The sequence below is a fragment of the Bacillus sp. N447-1 genome (assembly GCF_022701035.1).
Taxonomy (GTDB): domain Bacteria; phylum Bacillota; class Bacilli; order Bacillales; family Bacillaceae_G; genus Bacillus_A; species Bacillus_A cereus.
Genome location: NZ_CP065509.1, coordinates 23,487 through 41,742, shown reverse-complemented (window position 1 = coordinate 41,742; position 18,256 = coordinate 23,487). Strand labels below are relative to the sequence as shown.

Sequence of the window (18,256 nt, the reverse complement as noted above, 5' to 3'; positions counted from 1 at the left end):
AGCATTCTTAACTATTCTGTATCTTTTAGTAGTTGTAATCTATATTTCTCAGAAGATAGATTTCTTAATTCGTGACATTCTTCCTCTGTCAAGATTCTTGGCACGCCTACTGTTGATGCAATCGTATATACTTTCGCCGCTTCTTCTAGAATTTGCATCAGAAAATATGCTTCTTTCATTGTTTTACCAACCGTAAGTACTCCATGATTCCTCATTACGACTACATCATTTTCTTCAATCACATTTGATACAGCGTTAGCCAATACTTCTGTAGTCGGAATCATATATTCAAGATAAGATACGCTTTTGATCATTGCTGGAAAATCTGGGAATAGACTCGGAATGGTATGACCAGTACATGATACACCTACCGAATAACTTGGATGAGCATGTAAAACAGCTGTTATATCAGGACGTTTACGAAAACATTCCAAATGCATTAATATTTCAGAAGATGGTTTTAAATCATCCAATATCTCACCAGTTTCAATATTGACACGTACCCACTCGTGGTCTTCTATCTCTTGCAAATCAAAACCACTAGGAGAGATATACATCATATTCCCATCTCTCATACTCAAATTTCCACCTGCTCCTACTACAAGACCTGTTTGGACAATCTTATTTGCATATAATTTCAAATCATTTATTACATTAGACAATGTTATGCACCTCAGTTTCTCTCTTATTTGCACCGCTAGTTTCGTTTTAGATTTTATTGATATAGCACTTCCTTAATCTTTGGATCATCAATGTTCTTTTTATCGTACCAATAGAAACCAGTGTCAATTGTTTTGGATACTTGTTTCCCATCTAGGTTCTCAACAGCTGCTTTCACAGTTTCGTAACCAATTCCAATTGGATTTTGCGTAATCGCACCTGCCATCACTCCGCTCTTAATCGCATCAATTTGTAGTTTTCCAGAGTCAAAGCCAACTACTACTACACTCTTTTTGTTCAATTCTTTAACAGCATTTACTACCCCTATCGCAGAACCTTCATTTGTACCGAAAATACCTTTTACATTTGGGTGCGCTTGCATAATTGCCTTAGCAGCGTCAGTCGATTTTAATTGGTCGCCGCTACCATATTGAATATCGACAAGTTTGATGTTCGGATACTTTGATTTGATTGTATTTACAAAGCCATCTCGGCGTTCAACACCTGTTTTACTTGTCTGGTCGTGAGCAACTACTGCTACTTCTCCTTTTTCACCAATTAATCCAGCCATTTTCTCAGCTGCAAGAGCTGCCGCTGCTTTATTATCCGTTGCAGCTGTTGCTACAGGTATATCTCCCTCAACACCTGAGTCAAACGCAACAACCGGAATTTTTTTGTTTTTTGCTTGTTCTAATAATGGAAGAGCAGCCTTAGAATCTAATGCCGCAAAACCAATCGCATCTGGTTTTTTATCAAGTGTGCTACGGAGCATTTCAACTTGTTTATCAACCTGCGCTTCCGTTTCAGGACCTACAAATGTAATATTTACTTTATACTCATCTGCTGCTTGCTCAGCTCCTTTTTTAACTGCTTGCCAGAACTGATGCTGGAACCCTTTTGAAATAATAGCCACATAGCGCTTACCGTCATCTTTTGTAGGGGCATTACTATCCTTACTTCCTGTGCTTGCACCATTTGAAGAACACGCTCCCATAAACATTGAAATTGCGAGAATTGACGATAAAACTATACCCTTTTTTGCTTTCTTCATCCAAAATTCCCCCTATATATTGTTTTATTTAAAAAGCAGTATCGCAATTAATTCTTTGCTTTTTTGTTTCGTAACACATCTGCGTAAACTGCTAATAAGATAACCGCGCCAACAACTACCGTTTGCCATTCTTGAGGTACCGAAAGAATTTGAAGACCATTTGTTAACACACTCATAATCAATGCACCGATAACAGTACCAAGAATTGTTCCTTTACCACCACTTAAAGAAGTTCCTCCGATAACGACTGCTGCGATTGCTTCTAATTCATATCCTGCACCTAAAGCTGGCTGAGCAGAATTTAGACGAGATGCCATGATAATCCCTGCAACACCAGTAAAAACACCTGCAATCATATAGATAATGATTTTCCACTTATCAACATTCACTCCAGAAAGCCTGGTTGCTTCTTCATTGCTTCCTAGTGCAAATGTATACCTTCCGATAATCGTTTTATTTAAAATTAAGCTTGCGAAAATAGCCATTCCAAAAAAGATGAAAACAGCATTCGGAATAGCAAAGCCAGGAATAATAGAACCCATCGCAATTTTGTTAAAGCTTGGTATAGAAGTGAAATAAATTGGAGTGGCTTTCGAAATAACAAGTGCCAATCCTTTTGCGATCATCATCATCGCTAACGTTGCAATAAATGGGGGAATCTTCAACTTTGCAATTGCAGCTCCAGAAATTAAACCTACTACGGCACCTATTAAAATACCTCCAAGTACAGCTACCCAAACTGGTAAACCTAAGTTGACAGCAAATACACCTGTCATAACCGAAGACAAGGTTAGTACGGTTCCACAGGATAAATCAATTCCACTTGTAACGATAATCATCGTTGCCCCTAAAGCAAGGATGCCTGTAACAGCTGTCGATAAAAAGATTCCTATAATGTTATCAAATTGTAGAAAATTAGCTGAAGTAATTGAAAAAATGACAACAAGTACAATTAAACTTGCAAATGCTAGAAGCTGTTGAAGCGCGTTTGAATTTATCCCTTTCCTCATCTTCCCTTCAACTGGAAGTTCGACTACCTTTTGTATTTCCATTTTTGTTCACTCCTTTATCATCCGTTACTATTCATTACATCATTCGTTTTGTTGCAAGAGTCATAATTGCTTCTTGCGATGCTTTTTCATCATTTTTCAATTCTCCTGTTATTTTGCCTTCACACATAACAATCACGCGGTGACTGATCCTTAAAATTTCAGGAAGCTCTGAGGAAATCATAATAATAGATTTTCCTTGCTGTGCTAAATCATGTAGTAACTTATAAATTTCGTCTTTTGCCCCGATATCAATACCACGAGTAGGCTCATCAAAGATTAAGACATCTGAATCTCTAGTCAACCACTTGCCAATAACAACTTTTTGCTGATTCCCTCCTGAAAGATTTTTCACTAATTGATTACCTGATGGTGTTTTTATTTTTAACCTCTTAATTAATTCCTCAGATTGTTGATCCACTTTCGATACATTCATCCAGCCGAAAGGTTTTACATAATCTTTCATCGATGCCATTGCAATATTTGTTTTGACATCCATCCCAACTAGAAGTCCAAACTGTTTTCGATCTTCAGACAAATAGCCAATTCCATGTTGTACTGCATCGGAAGGATTTTTAATATTCTGTCTTTTTCCCTTAATAAAAATCTCCCCTGAATCTAGTGGGTCTGCCCCAAATATGGCACGGGCTACTTCTGTTCTTCCAGCACCCATCAATCCAGCAAAGCCAACGATTTCCCCTTTATACAGTTCAAAACTTACATCTTTTATCGTGTTCCCTCTCTTTAAATTTTTTACTTCAAACACTTTTTCTCTCGTTCTCTCTTTCATTTCTGGTTTTTGATTGTTATCAATTTCTCTTCCAACCATCATGGAAATAATTTGTTCAATCGTTGCATCCTTCGTGTTCATCGTTCCTACGTATGTACCGTCTCGCATAATCGATACACGGTCCGTAATTTTCTTAAGCTCCTCCATGCGGTGAGAGATATATACAATTCCCACACCATCTTGTCGTAATTTCCGAATCATAACAAATAATGCATCGATTTCAGTATCCGTTAAAGCTGCGGTTGGCTCATCCATAATCAGTACTTTTGAATCAAAAGAAAGAGCTTTAGAGATTTCCACCATTTGCTGTTTCGCAACTGTTAAATTGCCTACCAATTCTCTTGGGTCTAGATGAATGTTTAACCTTTCAAATAGTTTTTTCGCTCTGTTATTGAGTTCTTTTTCATCCAAAAAAAGATTAAATAGCCCTTTAGGTTCTCTTCCAATAAAAATATTTTGGGCAACTGTTAAATGCGGAGCCAAATTAAGTTCCTGATGAATAATGCTGATTCCGAGTCTTTGTGCTGCTTTTGTATCTGGAACCTCTATTTCTTTTCCTTCATACGCAATGGTTCCAGCATCTCTTTGATAAATTCCTGTTAAAATTTTCATTAATGTAGATTTTCCGGCTCCATTCTCTCCCAAAAGTGCGTGAACTTCGCCTTTTTTCAATTCAAATCGCACATTAGAAAGCGCTTGCACTCCAGGGAACGCTTTACTAATTCCATCCATTTTCAGCAATAATTCACTCATCCTATCACCTACTACCCTATCAAATTTTTAATGAAACAATATATTAGTTTAATAATGCGTTAATCAGTAACCACGCCCTTTTTTAAAATCATATTGGCATAGAGAGCACTTTCACTCGTTGCAACAATTGCATACGCCTTCTTTGCCCTCTCATAAAATGCAAAGCGGTCAATCATCTCAAAACCATCAAAATGAGTATCATATTTTTTAATTGTCGCATCATATGTTTCCCAAATGGAGGGCGTGGTAGGATCCCCTTTTACGACTTTCATTAATGAAACAGAATGATTACTATACGTATCGAGTGGAAAGAATTGCAAAATTGCCTGTAATACTTCAAGAACCCCATGACCTTCACATCGAATGAGCTTCGTCCCGCAAGAGGCAGCGGGGAAATTGCCATCCGCTAAAACAATCTCATCCCCATGCCCCATTTCTAAAAGAACCTTCATTAAATCCGGACTCATTATTTTCGGTATTCCTTTTAGCATTTCTATCTCCCTTCCGATTTTTATCTTAACGAAAATACGTTTCAACTACTTACACTTTGTGCATCTATTTGTAACCTCGGTGTAAATATTTCATTAAAGGGACCTTCTTCATTATTTAAGCGTTTCAGTAATATATCGCCTACCCTTTCTCCCATTTCGTATGGTTTGTGCGCTACCGATATAATCCCAGGCGCTTGTAATAATTGTGCTGCTTCCACATCACCAAAAGAAGCGATCACGATGTCCTCTGGTACAGAGTAGCCTCTCCTCGTTAATTCAAGAAGAACACCAAATGCCATTTCATTGTTCAAAGATAGAATAGCTGACGGTTTCTCAGTGAAATTAAGAAAATAATCAACTGCTTTCATACCACCTTCTCTTGTGAAAGTGCTATTAAACGTATAGTTTTCATCTTCTTGAATCCCAAACTCTTCTAAAGCTTTCTGAAATCCTTCATAGCGCTCTTTACCTGTACTAACGTTTAACAATCCATTTACAAGACCAATCGATCGATGCCCCTGTTGTAAAAGATAGCTCGTTAATCTATAAGCACTTTCAAAATTACTTTCTACAACCGAATCTAATTTTGAATCTCCAATCTCAACAGTCCGATCAACTAAAACTATTGGTACACCAGCTTGATGAATACTTCTTACTCTTTCTTCACAACCTCCAGCAGTAGCCAACACAATTGCATCTACCCGTTGTTCCACTAGTAGCTGCAACAATTTATCCTCTTTTTTAGGATTTTCATGACTGCTACAAAAAATAAGGTTATAGCCCTTTTGCTGCACAATATCTTCAATCGCCTTTGAAATTGTCATGTAATAATGATTTGTGATATCCGGAATCACAACACCAATCGTGTATGTTTTATCTTGCTTTAAACTTCTAGCAATCGCATTTGGTTGATAATTAAGCTTTTTCACAGCTAAAAAAACACGATCTTTAATGTCGTCACTTACAAATCCACTTTCGTTTAACACTCGAGATACTGTAGCTGTAGACACATTCGCTTCCATTGCAACATCTTTAATTGTAGACTTTGCCATTTTATCACTCTTTCTTAGTTTTCAAGAAATCGTTTACTTCAGTTTTGTTTAAACCCTTATTCCATCCATGTAAACGATTACTTAGTAGTTTACATGGATAATAATAATTTAATTTTCAGAATATTTCAAGGCTTTTTATAAACATTTTTTTCTCAAAAAATTCACCTATACATCAGATAACCTGAAAAACGTGAATGGAGTCGTTTTTTCGTGATTAAATCCACGTTTATTACAACATTCTACTACCGTCATACCGTTCTATTTTGAAGTTTCATAGCACATAAAAAAGAGCCTACTCGATTGAGTTGACTCTTTCCTTTATTTACTCACCTGTTTCAGAAAATCGCTTTATACGTTCACCAATTTCATCGCGAACACGTTGAAATTCAGACCATTCTTTTCCTGCCGGGTCATCAAATCCCCAGTGAACACGATTTACGTGCGAAGGTGTCGAAGGACAAACAGAATCCGCATGACTACAAAGTGTAACGACTAAATCAGCATTATTTAAAATGTTTGTATCAATCATATCTGATGTTTGATTTGTTATATCGATATTCACTTCATTCATTGCTTTAATCGCATTTGGATTCACTCCATGTGCTTCGATTCCTGCAGAATATACATTCCACTTACCTCCTAAATATTGTTTACCCCACGCTTCTGCCATTTGGCTTCGGCATGAATTTCCTGTACATAAGAAATAGATTGTTTTTTTGTTTTCCATGTTGTTTTCCACCTTTGTTTTTAAGTTGATTGATCATTAAAATATTTACGTTTAAACCAAAAAGCGACATTTACAAGTGCAATCATGACAGGTACTTCGACTAACGGTCCAATGACAGCTGCGAATGCTGCGCCCGAATGAATACCAAACACACCAACTGCTACAGCAATTGCTAACTCAAAGTTATTACTACCTGCTGTAAATGCTAACGTTGTCGTCACCGGATAGTTTGCACCAATTTTTCTTCCCATAAAGAAAGAAACAAAAAACATTACAATAAAATAGATTAATAACGGAATCGCTATTCTTACCACATCTAGTGGCACGCTAACAATCATCTCTCCTTTTAAAGAGAACATAACGATGATTGTAAATAGCAATGCAAGTAATGTAAGTGGACTAATTTTAGGTATAAACACTTTTTCATACCACTGTCTTCCTTTTAACTTAACTAGTACAAAGCGTGTCAACATACCTGCTATAAAAGGAATTCCTAAATAGATACATACTGATTTTGCTACTTCTATCATTGTAATATCGACAATAGCACCTTCAATCCCTAACCATTCTGGAATTACAGTTACAAATACGTATGCATAAACTGAGAAAAAGAGCATTTGGAATACCGAATTAAAAGCAACTAAACCTGCCGCATACTCTTTATCCCCATCAGCAAGATCGTTCCAAACAATTACCATTGCAATACAACGTGCTAACCCAATCATAATGAGACCAACCATGTATTCTGGTTTATCAGGAAGAAAAATAATTGCTAACACAAACATAAGTACCGGACCAATAATCCAATTTTGTACTAAAGATAGCACTAACACTTTTACATCTTTAAATACTCGGCCCATTTCCTCATAGCGAACTTTCGCTAACGGTGGATACATCATTACAATTAAACCAACAGCAAGCGGAATAGACGTCGTTCCAACCTGTAATGTATTCAGTCCGTCTACTACACTAGGGAACACAAACCCTAAACCAATCCCAACAGCCATCGCTAGAAAAATCCATAGTGTTAAATATCGGTCTAGAAAAGATAAACGTTTCATTCTATTTTCCATCTCCTATTAACAACAAGAATTTTTAGCTACCTCATTTGAAGTCGCGCAACAAGATGACTCTTCAATTTTGTGAACATTACTATCTGCTTTCGTATAAAAGAATTCCCACTCATTCCCATCTGGATCTGTTACCCAAAACTTATCTTGCACTGCATAGCAACAAGTCGTATCCATCTCATCACGCGCGAAGAAACCTTCTTTTTCTAATCGTTCTTTATGTAATGTAATTTCTTCAGCTGTATCCACTTGGAAACCAAAATGATTTACCTGATTTCCCTTCACTTCATCTCGCACGTTCAGCGTAAAATTAAGTCCTGGCGTCTCTAATAAAAATTTTGCATAATCTGTTTTCACTTTAACTGGTGAAACACCAAATACCTTTTCATAAAATTCAATAGACTTCTCTAAATTCGTAACGTTTATACCGACGTGAACATATCTCATACCTTATTCCTCCTTTTTATATATCATTAATCAATTTTTTTTGATTAATAACTCAAAATTTTAACAGCAACTACCTTTCCCTGTTTTTCTAAAGATACAGCACAATTCTTCTGATAATAAATTATTCACTTCCGCATCATTTAAATCATAATAACTCCACGTACCTTTTGTTTCTTTTACAATCAAACCTGCATCTAATAAAATTTTTAAATGATATGATAATTTAGATTGCGTCATTTCAAAAACTTCTGTTAAATCACATACACACGTCTGTCCTCGCTGGCAAAGTTCATACATGATTTCTAAACGTTTCTGATCCGCCAACGCTTTAAACTTTTTCTCATAGAGCTGAAAATTTTGTGCCACTGTAGTTCACTTCCCTTCATCAACTTTTTTTGATGTTTATAGTATATACGTAGATGAGTTCTATATGCAACTTATTAATCAAGTTTTTTTGATTTATCTAAAAAACTTCCTCGCATCATATCTTTGTTACAATTAAAAAAGACCATAACCTTTTCAAAAATGAAAAACTATGGTTCTTTTTACAACTTAATAGTTACAATATTTCCGAGAAATGGAGTCTCTATAACTATTTTAAATTTTAATTTGATCATTATAGAGTAGTGCCCCATCACCCTCAATCTAAGAAAAACAAATACCCCAAAATGAGAAAAATCGATATGCTCTTGTTTTTGGTGCATATTCATAAAAAGCACGTCAACCTTTCTCATTAACATAAGAGAATAGTAACGTGCTTTTAATTTCAAAAATTGTCTAAGATGGTTGTGGGGCGGGCCCCTCATAAGAACGGTATCTAAAAGATTGTATGATAGGTGTTAGTTCCATTCCAATGGCCTCAGCCGGCAATTAACTCAAATACCGATTTCGGATGACCGCCATGTGATGAAGTTCGTGTCCTGCGACGCCGTACGCGAGGGCGCGCGCCGTAATGCTTAGGTTGTTGGCTGTGCCCTTGCGGGTCCACGCCTCAGCCGGTAGCCCGCGCAGCAATGTGATCGTTGATTGCCGTACGGCCCGGTAGTCTTCGGCCAATTGTGCGGTTGTCCAGCTTCCGAAAGGAGGTATGAACAATTCCTGATCGAAACCAGTCAGAGGTGTCTGGTCCCCTCTTGCGAACCGGAGCAGGCGGTAGGTCATGACGCGTTCCGCGTCTGCAATGTGGCCCACGACTTCTTTCAACGTCCATTTCCCTTCCGCATACCGATATGCGGCCTGGCTTTCGGTCAACGATGCCAGGAGCTCGGTCATTTGCTTTTCCTGGGCGAGCAGAATATCGATGATGTTACCGTCCGGCACCAAACGGATATATTCGCCGGAGCTTCCGGCGTATTCTTCTTCTGACGGTCTTTGATTCATGCGTAGTCACCTCTTATATGTAGATATAGAAAATTATAGCGCTCGTCTATGTCTAACAAATTCGCGAAATGATAGAACTTCCCTTCTAATAAATGAGGATAAGCAACTATTTAGTCGGTCGCCACACTATCCTGATTCGTTAGCACAATAAGCAATGCTAATCAATAATGCATAAAAATTAGAAGTTATACAATATTTCAAAGTTATTAATATATATTAGATTATTCCGAAACATATATAAATACATTTTGTCGAAACTATTAAAAAGGGAGAATTTCTCTAGCTGGAGAATTAATAATTTTGTTACCAATATGTAAAAATCTCAATTTAAAATTAAAGGAGAACAAAATGGGACAAATAATTGTATCGATGTACCTCTCACTAGATGGTGTCATGGAGGAACCAGCTTGGACTGCTCCATATTTCAATGAAGAAGTAGCAAAGTTTCAATCCGATTTACTGTTTGAAAGTGAAGCGCTTCTACTAGGGCGAGTAACCTATCAAGGTTTTGCAGCTGCCTGGCCTTCTATGACTGATGAAGAGGGTTTTGCTGATAAGATGAACAGCATACCTAAATTTGTTGCTTCAACAACTTTGGAAAAAACCGAATGGAATGCAAATCTTATCAAGGGTAATATTGTAGAAGAAATATCGAAACTGAAGGAACAGCCCGGTCAGAACCTTTTAATTTATGGTAGTGGTGAGCTTATACAGACATTGATGCAACATGACCTCATTGATGAATATCACTTTATAATCAATCCCGTTATCGTAGGAAGCGGAAAGCGTCTCTTTAAAGACCAGAGCAATACAAAAGCATTAAAACTTATAGAAACAATAACGACCAGTTCAGGTGTCGTTATTCTTTCCTATCAGCCGGAGAAAAAAGAATAATTATTGATAAATTATATAAAAAAAGATTGACTCTTTCAGATCAGGAAAAGTTAAAAATAACTTCCAATAACGAGAATAATGTAAATAAGCTGTCCATGTGGACAGCTTATTGTTTTTTTGCTTAGCGTGCAAAATTCGCGTCTTGTTCGCGGGACTCCAAACAGTACGATTTTATTTCAAAGACACAACGATCTTACTACACACTTTTTATTTATCCCACACTCTCATCTGCTACTATTACTATTTTTTATTACTAATGTTGCCGTTTCACTCGGGTGGCTAAGAGGAAAATGATGGCCATATGGAACAAAATCAACCTTACCAAGATGCGATGGAGCAGAATAGGCTCTGTCATAATCCCCCCAAATAATGTGAAGATTATACTTTGTTACTTCATTGAAATCACCTTGATCGTTTTTCAGTAGTAAACTGTTAAGCTGAACCGTAGTATTTAAAATTCTAGGAGAAGTAAAACTTTTACTTATCTTTTCAATATAATGTTCAGGGATGCTCTCCGTACTTTCAAACAAACCATTACTTAATAAATAACGCCCTATCAAATTAGTAGTTGCTAATTTTAATGTCCATTTGTTCATAACTTGAGGAACATTTAGCGATTTAGCATTTTTTTTAGCAACAGGTGGCTGAAGTAAAGTGATTGAATACTTCTTATCTATGTACTCTTGTACCAATGCTTCCAGAAGAATAAACGCACCGAATGAATGTCCAATTAGATGCGCACCATTCGTAGCTTTCTCCAATAACTTTTTCACTACATTCAAATAGATATCTAGAAGATTTTTCTCTCGTTTAAAAGGAGACCGTCCCAAACCTGGAAGATCCAAGATCCATACAGGTTGACCAGTTTTTTCATGAAGCTCTTGTGCTAAAGGAAATAAATCCTCTCCATCACTCAATAAACCATGTAATAAAATAAACGGTTTACCCTTTCCTTGTAATTGGTAAAGGGTAGTGTTATCGCATAATGTTCGTTTAAATAAATGATTATGCCGGCCATTTTGATACATTATTCGATAATCCAGATCAGCTACTACGGCAGGGAAAAATTTCATTACACTCGTCTTCTTAAACCAATCTCCTCCCATAATTTTTTTCGCTGAAACATTTGAAAATTTTTGTTTTGTAATAAAATTCAGTCCATCAGAAGGAATTTTTGTTATTTTACTTCCTCCACTATTCATAATTGCTTTCATAAATGGCATTGGAACAGAGATTTTTGGTGCCCTCATATTCATACTTTCCGACATAATACTTAATAATTCAGCAATGTTTTGATCGTGCTGTTTGTCTTCAACAAGTGTATATGTTTGAATAGTCGGTTGCTCCAATCTGAAAACCTGCACAATAAACTTCGCAAGCTCATCGTTTGAAATAAGTGGTAACCTATATCCCTTACCTCCAGGAATCACTGGCATGAGCCCTCTTCGCATACTCAGCACAAGCAAACCTAATCCTGCTATCTGCTCTGTACTCCCTGTTTTACTACTACCGACTACAGTTGGCGGATTAATTACAGAAAGCGGATAACCTACTGCTGATGCCTGCTGACGGATATAAAGATCTGCTAAAAATTTTGTTCTCTCATATGGATTTTTTATTTTCAAATAATTGTTTCCTTCTTTAAACACATCAATTGCAATCTTGCTATTTTTATCATCAAAGGGACTCATATAACCTACAACATGAATAAATTGTTGCAAGCCCTTCAATTGATGAATACTTTCAGCTAATTCACTAATATGTTTGGCACCATTTAAAAATACGGAAGCTGCCTCTTTACTTGTCGCTTGAATATCCATGGGGCCTCCTGCGTGAATAATCACATCCGTTTTCAATACCCTCTCCTTATCTTCAGCACTTAGACCTAAATCTATTTTCGTCAAATCACCTTCAATAAAGTGCATAACTTCCTTTTTTAAGATGCCTCTTTCTTGAAAAAGGCGTGTTGCTTTATTTTTCGACCTCACTAAAAGAAGAATTTTAACATCCTCTTTGGCTAATTCTTTTACTAATTGCTTTCCAATAAAGCCTGTTCCACCAGTTAAAAATACTGTTCTCATATAAAATCCCCCTTTTAGTACTACTTAGTACTAATTTAATGTAAAAAAAATGCTTCTTTTATCGAAGCAATTTTAAAAAATGATCTGCTGTTTTCGTGATTACAGTTGCATCCTTCAATGTTTCTGAAATAAATAACGCTCCTTCAAGATTTGTAATAAAAAGTGATGCAACCTCATCAATATTAATCGTATTTCTAAATTCTCCATTCTCTACCCCTTGTTTAAGTAATAGAGAAACTTTCTTTTGTAATCCTGTAAAAAAAAGACCTATTTTTTCTTTTATTTGCGTGGCCTGTTTAGGACTTTGAATATAAAGAGTAATAAATGGACAGCTTCCCTTATACTCTCTCGATTGAACTCCTTGTGATAATTGCTTTAAAAACAGTTGGATACGATCTTCAACTAAAAATTGGTTCTGAGAAAGTATGTCATCAATTGCAGATTGATACATTTCAATCCAATAATCAACGACCCCTTCTAATAATACTTCCTTATTAGAAAAATGATAATACACATTAGACTTTGAAACTTTGCTTACACGTACTAATTCATCCATACTTGTATAAGCAAACCCTTTTTCTAAAAATAATGTTGCAGCTACTTCAATCACACGTTTTTGATTCATTAATTTTATCTTTGTCATAACTAGAACTATATAGTACTAATTTAAATATTGCAAGTATTTATGTTAATTTTTAAAAAAGTTCCACTAACATTGATTTTACTGCAAAAAATCTTATTTTGAATAAAGTTGAACTGAACCCCGAAATTGTTCATTCACTATCGTCTAATCGGGGGCACCATACATACCCGTCAACTTAAGAAAAAGAAATGCCCCCTGATTCAAGTTGCCTAGCGAAAAAATCACGTTTTAATAGACTTCTTTAGTATGCCTATCTTTCTATAAATTACTAGATTAGCTTGATGGCTATGGAGTAGTGACCCTATAAACAAAACCCACCAGAAACATCTAAAATCTGCCCCGTTACCCAGCGGCTATCAGAAGAAGCAAGGAATGCTACTGCATCTGCAATATCTTCAACTTGCCCTATTCGTCCGAACACAGATGAGTTGGTAGCAAAATTTCGTATTTCCAGATCATCTAGCAATTTTGCATTGATATCTGTCTTCGTATATCCAGGCATAATTGTATTCACTGTTATACCTCTTTCTCCAAGATGTTTAGCTAGAGGCAGTGTCATCGTATTAAGCGCACCTTTACTTAAGCCGTATGCAATTGAGCCTGTAAAACCAAGTCGTACTTCAGCTGATGAAATGTTAATAATGCGACCCTCTGCTCGTATTAATGGTAATGTTTGCTGGATTAAAAAGAATGGTGCTTTCATATTTACAGACATAATTTCATCAAAAACTTCTTCTGTCGTATTTTCAATCGTTCCTTGTGTACCTATCCCTGCATTGTTTACTAAAATATCAATCTCTGATGTACCAACTTTTATTTGTAATTCATGCTTTAACTGTTCTACTAGCTTTTTGACACCATCAATTGAATTGAGTTCAGCTTCAATTAAGAACGCTTTTCCTCCATTAGATTCAATCTCACTAATCGTTTCATCTGCAGCTGTTTTATTTCGACCGTAGTGAATCGCAACTAATGCTCCATCTTTCGCCAATCTCATCGCAATCGCACGGCCAATTCCGCGACTCGCTCCTGTTACTAATGCTACTTTTCCATTAAGATTCTTCATTTCTTCCATCCTTCCTAAATTTCCGTTTGATGAATGCCATACTTATATTTTCATGCAAAAACCAATCATTTTAAATATAGATTTATAGGTAATTTAGTTCGTTCACTTATGATATTATAGTTATAATTTATGATTCACTTTAGAAAACAAAATAAGGAGGCTGCACAATGCAAAACACAGTAAAACTGGATGAAATCGATCATAAAATTATGAACTTGTTGTATGAAAATGCGAGAATTTCCGTTTCAGAAATAGGACGAATTATATCCATGACGCAACCTGCTGTAAAAGAGCGTATTAATAAACTTGAAGATCAAGGAGTTATAGCGGCTTATCGAACGAAATTTGAGCCTGCAAAAATTAATAAAAACATTCAAGCATTCATCATGTTTAAAACGAGCCAATGCTCTGATTTTATTCAATTTTGTAATGCCGCTCCTGAAGTAACAGATTTATATCGAATTAGTGGGGAGTTTAATTATATGATGAAGGTCATGAGCGATTCGATGGATTCTCTCGCTACATTTTTAGACTCTTTAATGCAATTTGGCTTGTCATCTCCTTTAATTGTTTTAAAGAGTGAGTTTGAGGAGAAATTGTCATTCTAATAAAGGATACGTATTATCCTCCGCTAACAGTAAAAGCTTTTCCTTTATGAGAAAATCCAACAAAATTAATGATTAGTAACAAAAAAAGAACATTGATTTTCAATGTTCTTTTTTATATCTCTACTTATTATTTAGATTGCTATTCGAAAAAAGTACCTTAATCCCCTTACCCTTGATTCCTCTGCGCCTCTCTAAACTCCTCCTTCACCTTCTCTAACAACCCTTCTTCCGTAATTAATCGATACGCCGTATTTGCTAATGCTTTTGCCGATGTAATTAATGCTTTATCTCCAAGTTCTGAACGTGCTGCTTCTCTAAATTCATTCGTATGTGCAATTAAATCATCTGGTCCGATTTTAATGTACGGATGAATTGTCGGTACGACTTGACTTACGTTTCCTGCGTCGGTTGAACCGATTCCTACTCTTTCTTTACGATTTACATCTTCACCTAATAGTTCTAGTTCTTCCGCTACAATATCGTTATATGTTTTTGTTACGAGTAATTCATCGATTTCATTTTGGAATTGATGGATTTTTACTTTCGCACCTGTTGCTAACGCTGCTCCCTCAGCAATGTTTCTTACTTTTTCTGTTACTTCCGCGCATCTTTTTCGCGTTGCTGCACGGATGAAGAACCTTGCTGCAGCGTAGTCAGGAATAATGTTAGGTGCTTTTCCTCCTTCTGTAATGACGCCATGAATTCTCACGTCTGACGGAAGTTGTTGGCGAAGTGCATTAATACCGTTATAGAGCTGAATAACCGCATCTAATGCGTTAATCCCTTCTTCTGGCGAAGCTGCAGCGTGAGCTGTTTTTCCGTAAAAATGAAAATCAAGTGGATCGACTGCTAGTGAAGGACTCGTTGTCGCTGTTTTTCCGCTCGGATGAATCATAAGCGCCGCATCAATGTCTTTAAATAAACCTGCCTTTACATAACTTGATTTCGCGCTACCATTTGGCCCGCCTTCTTCTGCTGGCGTACCAAACACGACAACTTCTCCGCCAATTTCTTCAAGTGTTTCTGATAATGCAATTGCTGCTGCAACACTAATTGTGCCGATTAAATTGTGACCACACGCATGACCGAGTCCTGGTAAAGCGTCGTACTCCGCTAAAAATGCAATTGCCGGTCCTTGTTTTCCAGAGCTTTTTCGCGCGATAAATCCCGTTTCATGTCCAGCTATATTGTGCTGTAACTGAAACCCTGCACTACCTAGTAATAAACTTAACGTTCTTGATGCGTAAAACTCTTGGTTTCCAATCTCCGGATTCGCATGAATATCATGACTTGTTTCTATGTACTTTTCCTTATTTCTTTCGATACTCTCTTCAATTGTTTTTCTTTGTGACGCTACTCCTGTCGCTCCCATTGTTCTTCCTCCTTTTATTTTCACGTAAAAAAGCCTCTTTCTAAAAGATAGAAAGAGGCTTCTGTATATACAGTCAAAATGAGCTTCTTTCTTATCTTTCAAGTTACCTTGCTGGAATTGGCACAGTATTCATAACGAATCCGCTGCCGAGGTATCATAGGGCCAGTCCCTCCACCTCTCGTGATAAGAATTTTCATAAAATTATATTAAATTATTTTTTATTCTAAGTTCATTCCAAGTAAAAGTCAAGGAATTCCTATCCGAATTTACCGAATATCTAAAAATCCTTTTAATACACCAATTGTCTCAGGTGCTTGCAGTCTTGCACATACGTACGGAAATTCCGTACTACCTTCAAACATCATTTGAGATGTAAGCGGTGCGCCTGCCCAGAAGATTTCATCATCGATTACTAGGAACGGGAATGCTTTATTTTGTCTTTGTAACTTTACATTTTTCAGTGGAACTGGTCCGTCACTATACACTGTTATTTGCGCATTTGTACGCATTAACGCTTGCCATACTCGCTTATCCACTTGTTTTGTACTTGGAAGTGAAATAATAATTTTTCGTTTTGCTGCTAAAATATCTTTTAATAGCCCTTTCGTTTCCTCAAGATTCATTTCCATAAACCAGCGTAAACGTTTCGATATTTTTCGTTCCCACAATTGTCTTGATGTCGTGCGATCATACACATCTCCGTGACGTTCTATATGAGCTGTTAATTGTGATAACGCTTGTTTTCTCGATAAATTTTTGCGCATGTAGTGGCAATCTGATAATTGAATGAACTTCCGATACGATAAACTTAACTAAATCTATACAATTCAATCAAATTTACACGAGTTAGTGCTTCATCGTGTTCTCGCAACCCCGAAGGGACGAGGGGTATAACACTCCACACGAGGCAGTATCGTTACCTCCTATTATCAAGCATTTATTTTACCCATCTTGATAAATTTATCGCAGCATTTACATCCCTATCGTGATGGCTATTGCATGAAGCACAACGCCATTCACGAATCTTTAAACTCCACTGTCCTTCTGGTTGAACTGAATGGTCGTATTTTACGCCGCAACATGAGCAAATCTTGCTTGAGGCGAACCATTTATCAGCTTTTACATACGCAATGCCGTACTTCTCGCACTTGTATGACAAACATTGAAAGAAGAAGTTTAATTTTTGAAATGAAAATGCTTTCGATAGCTTTTTGTTTTTTAACAGGTTTGAGATAGATAAGTCTTCCACAACAATCCTCATTGGTTTGGTTTTCACCAATTTAGCTGTTGCTTGATGGATATGGTTATTTCGGATATTCGTAATTTTCCTAGATAACCGCAGGTGCTCAGCTTTCGCTTTTTCATATCCGGCAGATTGAATTTTTACACCTTTTTTAAATCGCCTAGACATATCTCTTTGTGCTGACTTTTTCCTTTTCAAAAGCTTTTTAACCTTGGCATCTTTGTTTATATTTCGTTCTTTCATACCATTAGAAGCTACAAACAACTCTTTTAACCCAACATCCACACCAATCAACTCGTTCGTTAGTTCTTGGAATTCAAAGTCTTCTTGGAATCCTACACTAATCCACCAGTGACGACCATCAAAGGTAACTCTTGGATTGGATGGTTTTTTGTTTCTTGGTAGTTGTTGGCTTGTTTTCACTTCTCCAATAGACTGAATATGAACGACTTTCTTTCCTATAATCAGTCTTTCATAATTGGCATAAAATCCTTGGATTAAATCTTTTTTGGATTTATAAGAAGTGTGAGAACCATTTTTGTACTTTTTGAACGAATTTTTTCTCGCCGTATCAAAATCTTTTGAAGCCTGTTTGGGAACTTGTGCATTAATGTCTTTTAACCACTCATATCTCTTTCGCTTCTTGATCTTTGTAAATCGTTTCTGTAAAGCTAACTGTGAAACAGATTTTCCAAATAGCTTATAGTATCTATCACTCATTCTTTTACAATAGTTATAAGCAAATCTTGCAGCACCAGCATGGTTTCTAAGCACTTTTTCTTGTTCAGGCGTTGGAATCAGTCTAACTTTCTTCGCCAATATCATCAGAATGTAACTCCTTTAATGAAAGATTTGTTCTTCTGAATCGTAGCGTGTTCC

At 36.5% G+C, this 18,256-nt stretch carries 18 protein-coding genes, 1 pseudogene and 1 riboswitch; of the genes and pseudogenes, 2 read left to right on the top strand and 17 right to left on the bottom strand.

The window, feature by feature from the left end:
- Positions 1–11: 11 nt before the first annotated feature.
- The 11 genes from IQ781_RS00210 to IQ781_RS00160 all read right to left on the bottom strand — a co-directional run bounded on the left by IQ781_RS00210 (position 12) and on the right by IQ781_RS00160 (position 9,470).
- Positions 12–662, bottom strand: coding sequence for a class II aldolase/adducin family protein (locus IQ781_RS00210; protein WP_139847109.1), 651 nt, complete (start codon positions 660–662; stop codon positions 12–14).
- A 53-nt stretch (positions 663–715) separates the two neighbouring features.
- Positions 716–1,711 (bottom strand): ABC transporter substrate-binding protein, encoded by a 996-nt coding sequence (locus IQ781_RS00205; RefSeq protein ID WP_139847110.1) that lies wholly within the window; start codon positions 1,709–1,711, stop codon positions 716–718.
- A 47-nt stretch (positions 1,712–1,758) separates the two neighbouring features.
- Positions 1,759–2,763 (bottom strand): ABC transporter permease, encoded by a 1,005-nt coding sequence (locus tag IQ781_RS00200; RefSeq protein WP_180358748.1) that lies wholly within the window; start codon positions 2,761–2,763, stop codon positions 1,759–1,761.
- Between the two features lie 34 nt (positions 2,764–2,797).
- Positions 2,798–4,303, bottom strand: coding sequence for a sugar ABC transporter ATP-binding protein (locus tag IQ781_RS00195; RefSeq protein ID WP_139847111.1), 1,506 nt, complete (start codon positions 4,301–4,303; stop codon positions 2,798–2,800).
- Between the two features lie 59 nt (positions 4,304–4,362).
- Entirely contained in the window at positions 4,363–4,794 is a 432-nt protein-coding gene (locus IQ781_RS00190) for an RbsD/FucU family protein (RefSeq protein ID WP_063220652.1), read from the bottom strand.
- Positions 4,795–4,835: 41 nt separating this feature from the next.
- Positions 4,836–5,846 (bottom strand): LacI family DNA-binding transcriptional regulator, encoded by a 1,011-nt coding sequence (locus IQ781_RS00185; RefSeq protein WP_063220651.1) that lies wholly within the window; start codon positions 5,844–5,846, stop codon positions 4,836–4,838.
- Positions 5,847–6,168: 322 nt separating this feature from the next.
- Positions 6,169–6,573, bottom strand: a complete 405-nt coding sequence (gene arsC, locus IQ781_RS00180; RefSeq protein WP_000428364.1) for an arsenate reductase (thioredoxin) — start codon at positions 6,571–6,573, stop codon at positions 6,169–6,171.
- Between the two features lie 20 nt (positions 6,574–6,593).
- Positions 6,594–7,634: an ACR3 family arsenite efflux transporter gene (arsB, locus tag IQ781_RS00175; RefSeq protein ID WP_061457430.1), complete on the bottom strand. Its 1,041-nt coding sequence runs from the start codon at positions 7,632–7,634 to the stop codon at positions 6,594–6,596.
- Between the two features lie 18 nt (positions 7,635–7,652).
- Positions 7,653–8,090, bottom strand: coding sequence for an ArsI/CadI family heavy metal resistance metalloenzyme (locus IQ781_RS00170; protein WP_001271013.1), 438 nt, complete (start codon positions 8,088–8,090; stop codon positions 7,653–7,655).
- Between the two features lie 60 nt (positions 8,091–8,150).
- Positions 8,151–8,456 carry an arsenical resistance operon transcriptional regulator ArsR gene (gene arsR / locus IQ781_RS00165; RefSeq protein ID WP_002026021.1) on the bottom strand — a complete coding sequence of 102 codons (306 nt, stop codon included), beginning with the start codon at positions 8,454–8,456 and terminating at the stop codon, positions 8,151–8,153.
- A gap of 504 nt (positions 8,457–8,960) precedes the next feature.
- Positions 8,961–9,470, bottom strand: a complete 510-nt coding sequence (locus IQ781_RS00160) for a DinB family protein (protein WP_050229045.1) — start codon at positions 9,468–9,470, stop codon at positions 8,961–8,963.
- Between the two features lie 348 nt (positions 9,471–9,818).
- Here IQ781_RS00160 and IQ781_RS00155 point away from each other — a divergent pair, with 348 nt between their 5' ends.
- The gene (locus IQ781_RS00155; RefSeq protein WP_050229042.1) at positions 9,819–10,364 is read left to right on the top strand and encodes a dihydrofolate reductase family protein; all 546 of its coding nucleotides are present in this window, start codon (positions 9,819–9,821) and stop codon (positions 10,362–10,364) included.
- A gap of 224 nt (positions 10,365–10,588) precedes the next feature.
- Here IQ781_RS00155 and IQ781_RS00150 read toward each other — a convergent pair whose 3' ends face one another.
- From IQ781_RS00150 to IQ781_RS00140, 3 genes are all read right to left on the bottom strand, one after another.
- A complete protein-coding gene (locus IQ781_RS00150; protein WP_063220648.1) occupies positions 10,589–12,445 on the bottom strand; it encodes an alpha/beta fold hydrolase in 1,857 nt (618 codons plus the stop codon).
- Positions 12,446–12,503: 58 nt separating this feature from the next.
- Positions 12,504–13,070: a TetR/AcrR family transcriptional regulator gene (locus IQ781_RS00145; protein ID WP_001072312.1), complete on the bottom strand. Its 567-nt coding sequence runs from the start codon at positions 13,068–13,070 to the stop codon at positions 12,504–12,506.
- Positions 13,071–13,389: 319 nt separating this feature from the next.
- The gene (locus tag IQ781_RS00140; RefSeq protein WP_002204752.1) at positions 13,390–14,154 is read right to left on the bottom strand and encodes an SDR family oxidoreductase; all 765 of its coding nucleotides are present in this window, start codon (positions 14,152–14,154) and stop codon (positions 13,390–13,392) included.
- A 167-nt stretch (positions 14,155–14,321) separates the two neighbouring features.
- Here IQ781_RS00140 and IQ781_RS00135 point away from each other — a divergent pair, with 167 nt between their 5' ends.
- Positions 14,322–14,762, top strand: a complete 441-nt coding sequence (locus tag IQ781_RS00135) for an Lrp/AsnC family transcriptional regulator (protein WP_001181719.1) — start codon at positions 14,322–14,324, stop codon at positions 14,760–14,762.
- Positions 14,763–14,928: 166 nt separating this feature from the next.
- Here the strand turns inward: IQ781_RS00135 and IQ781_RS00130 are convergent, their stop codons facing one another.
- From IQ781_RS00130 to IQ781_RS00120, 3 genes and pseudogenes are all read right to left on the bottom strand, one after another.
- Positions 14,929–16,134 carry a M20 family metallopeptidase gene (locus IQ781_RS00130; RefSeq protein ID WP_000501344.1) on the bottom strand — a complete coding sequence of 402 codons (1,206 nt, stop codon included), beginning with the start codon at positions 16,132–16,134 and terminating at the stop codon, positions 14,929–14,931.
- Positions 16,135–16,222: 88 nt separating this feature from the next.
- Positions 16,223–16,324, bottom strand: a riboswitch (SAM riboswitch).
- 76 nt (positions 16,325–16,400) lie between these two features.
- Positions 16,401–16,928: pseudogene (locus IQ781_RS00125) on the bottom strand (phospholipase D-like domain-containing protein); the annotation flags it as partial.
- Between the two features lie 143 nt (positions 16,929–17,071).
- Positions 17,072–18,202: an RNA-guided endonuclease InsQ/TnpB family protein gene (locus IQ781_RS00120; protein WP_000599325.1), complete on the bottom strand. Its 1,131-nt coding sequence runs from the start codon at positions 18,200–18,202 to the stop codon at positions 17,072–17,074.
- Positions 18,203–18,256: the final 54 nt, after the last annotated feature.

Bases quoted from the DNA above. Each gene is read 5' to 3' on its own strand.
- IQ781_RS00190 (WP_063220652.1), bottom strand. From the start codon at position 4,794: ATGCTAAAAGGAATACCGAAAATAATGAGTCCGGATTTAATGAAGGTT.
- IQ781_RS00205 (WP_139847110.1), bottom strand. From the start codon at position 1,711: ATGAAGAAAGCAAAAAAGGGTATAGTTTTATCGTCAATTCTCGCAATT.
- IQ781_RS00140 (WP_002204752.1), bottom strand. From the start codon at position 14,154: ATGAAGAATCTTAATGGAAAAGTAGCATTAGTAACAGGAGCGAGTCGC.
- IQ781_RS00130 (WP_000501344.1), bottom strand. From the start codon at position 16,134: ATGGGAGCGACAGGAGTAGCGTCACAAAGAAAAACAATTGAAGAGAGT.
- IQ781_RS00160 (WP_050229045.1), bottom strand. From the start codon at position 9,470: ATGAATCAAAGACCGTCAGAAGAAGAATACGCCGGAAGCTCCGGCGAA.
- IQ781_RS00200 (WP_180358748.1), bottom strand. From the start codon at position 2,763: ATGGAAATACAAAAGGTAGTCGAACTTCCAGTTGAAGGGAAGATGAGG.
- IQ781_RS00170 (WP_001271013.1), bottom strand. From the start codon at position 8,090: ATGAGATATGTTCACGTCGGTATAAACGTTACGAATTTAGAGAAGTCT.
- IQ781_RS00120 (WP_000599325.1), bottom strand. From the start codon at position 18,202: ATGATATTGGCGAAGAAAGTTAGACTGATTCCAACGCCTGAACAAGAA.
- IQ781_RS00155 (WP_050229042.1), top strand. From the start codon at position 9,819: ATGGGACAAATAATTGTATCGATGTACCTCTCACTAGATGGTGTCATG.
- IQ781_RS00135 (WP_001181719.1), top strand. From the start codon at position 14,322: ATGCAAAACACAGTAAAACTGGATGAAATCGATCATAAAATTATGAAC.
- IQ781_RS00150 (WP_063220648.1), bottom strand. From the start codon at position 12,445: ATGAGAACAGTATTTTTAACTGGTGGAACAGGCTTTATTGGAAAGCAA.
- IQ781_RS00195 (WP_139847111.1), bottom strand. From the start codon at position 4,303: ATGAGTGAATTATTGCTGAAAATGGATGGAATTAGTAAAGCGTTCCCT.
- arsC (WP_000428364.1), bottom strand. From the start codon at position 6,573: ATGGAAAACAAAAAAACAATCTATTTCTTATGTACAGGAAATTCATGC.
- IQ781_RS00145 (WP_001072312.1), bottom strand. From the start codon at position 13,070: ATGAATCAAAAACGTGTGATTGAAGTAGCTGCAACATTATTTTTAGAA.
- arsB (WP_061457430.1), bottom strand. From the start codon at position 7,634: ATGAAACGTTTATCTTTTCTAGACCGATATTTAACACTATGGATTTTT.
- IQ781_RS00185 (WP_063220651.1), bottom strand. From the start codon at position 5,846: ATGGCAAAGTCTACAATTAAAGATGTTGCAATGGAAGCGAATGTGTCT.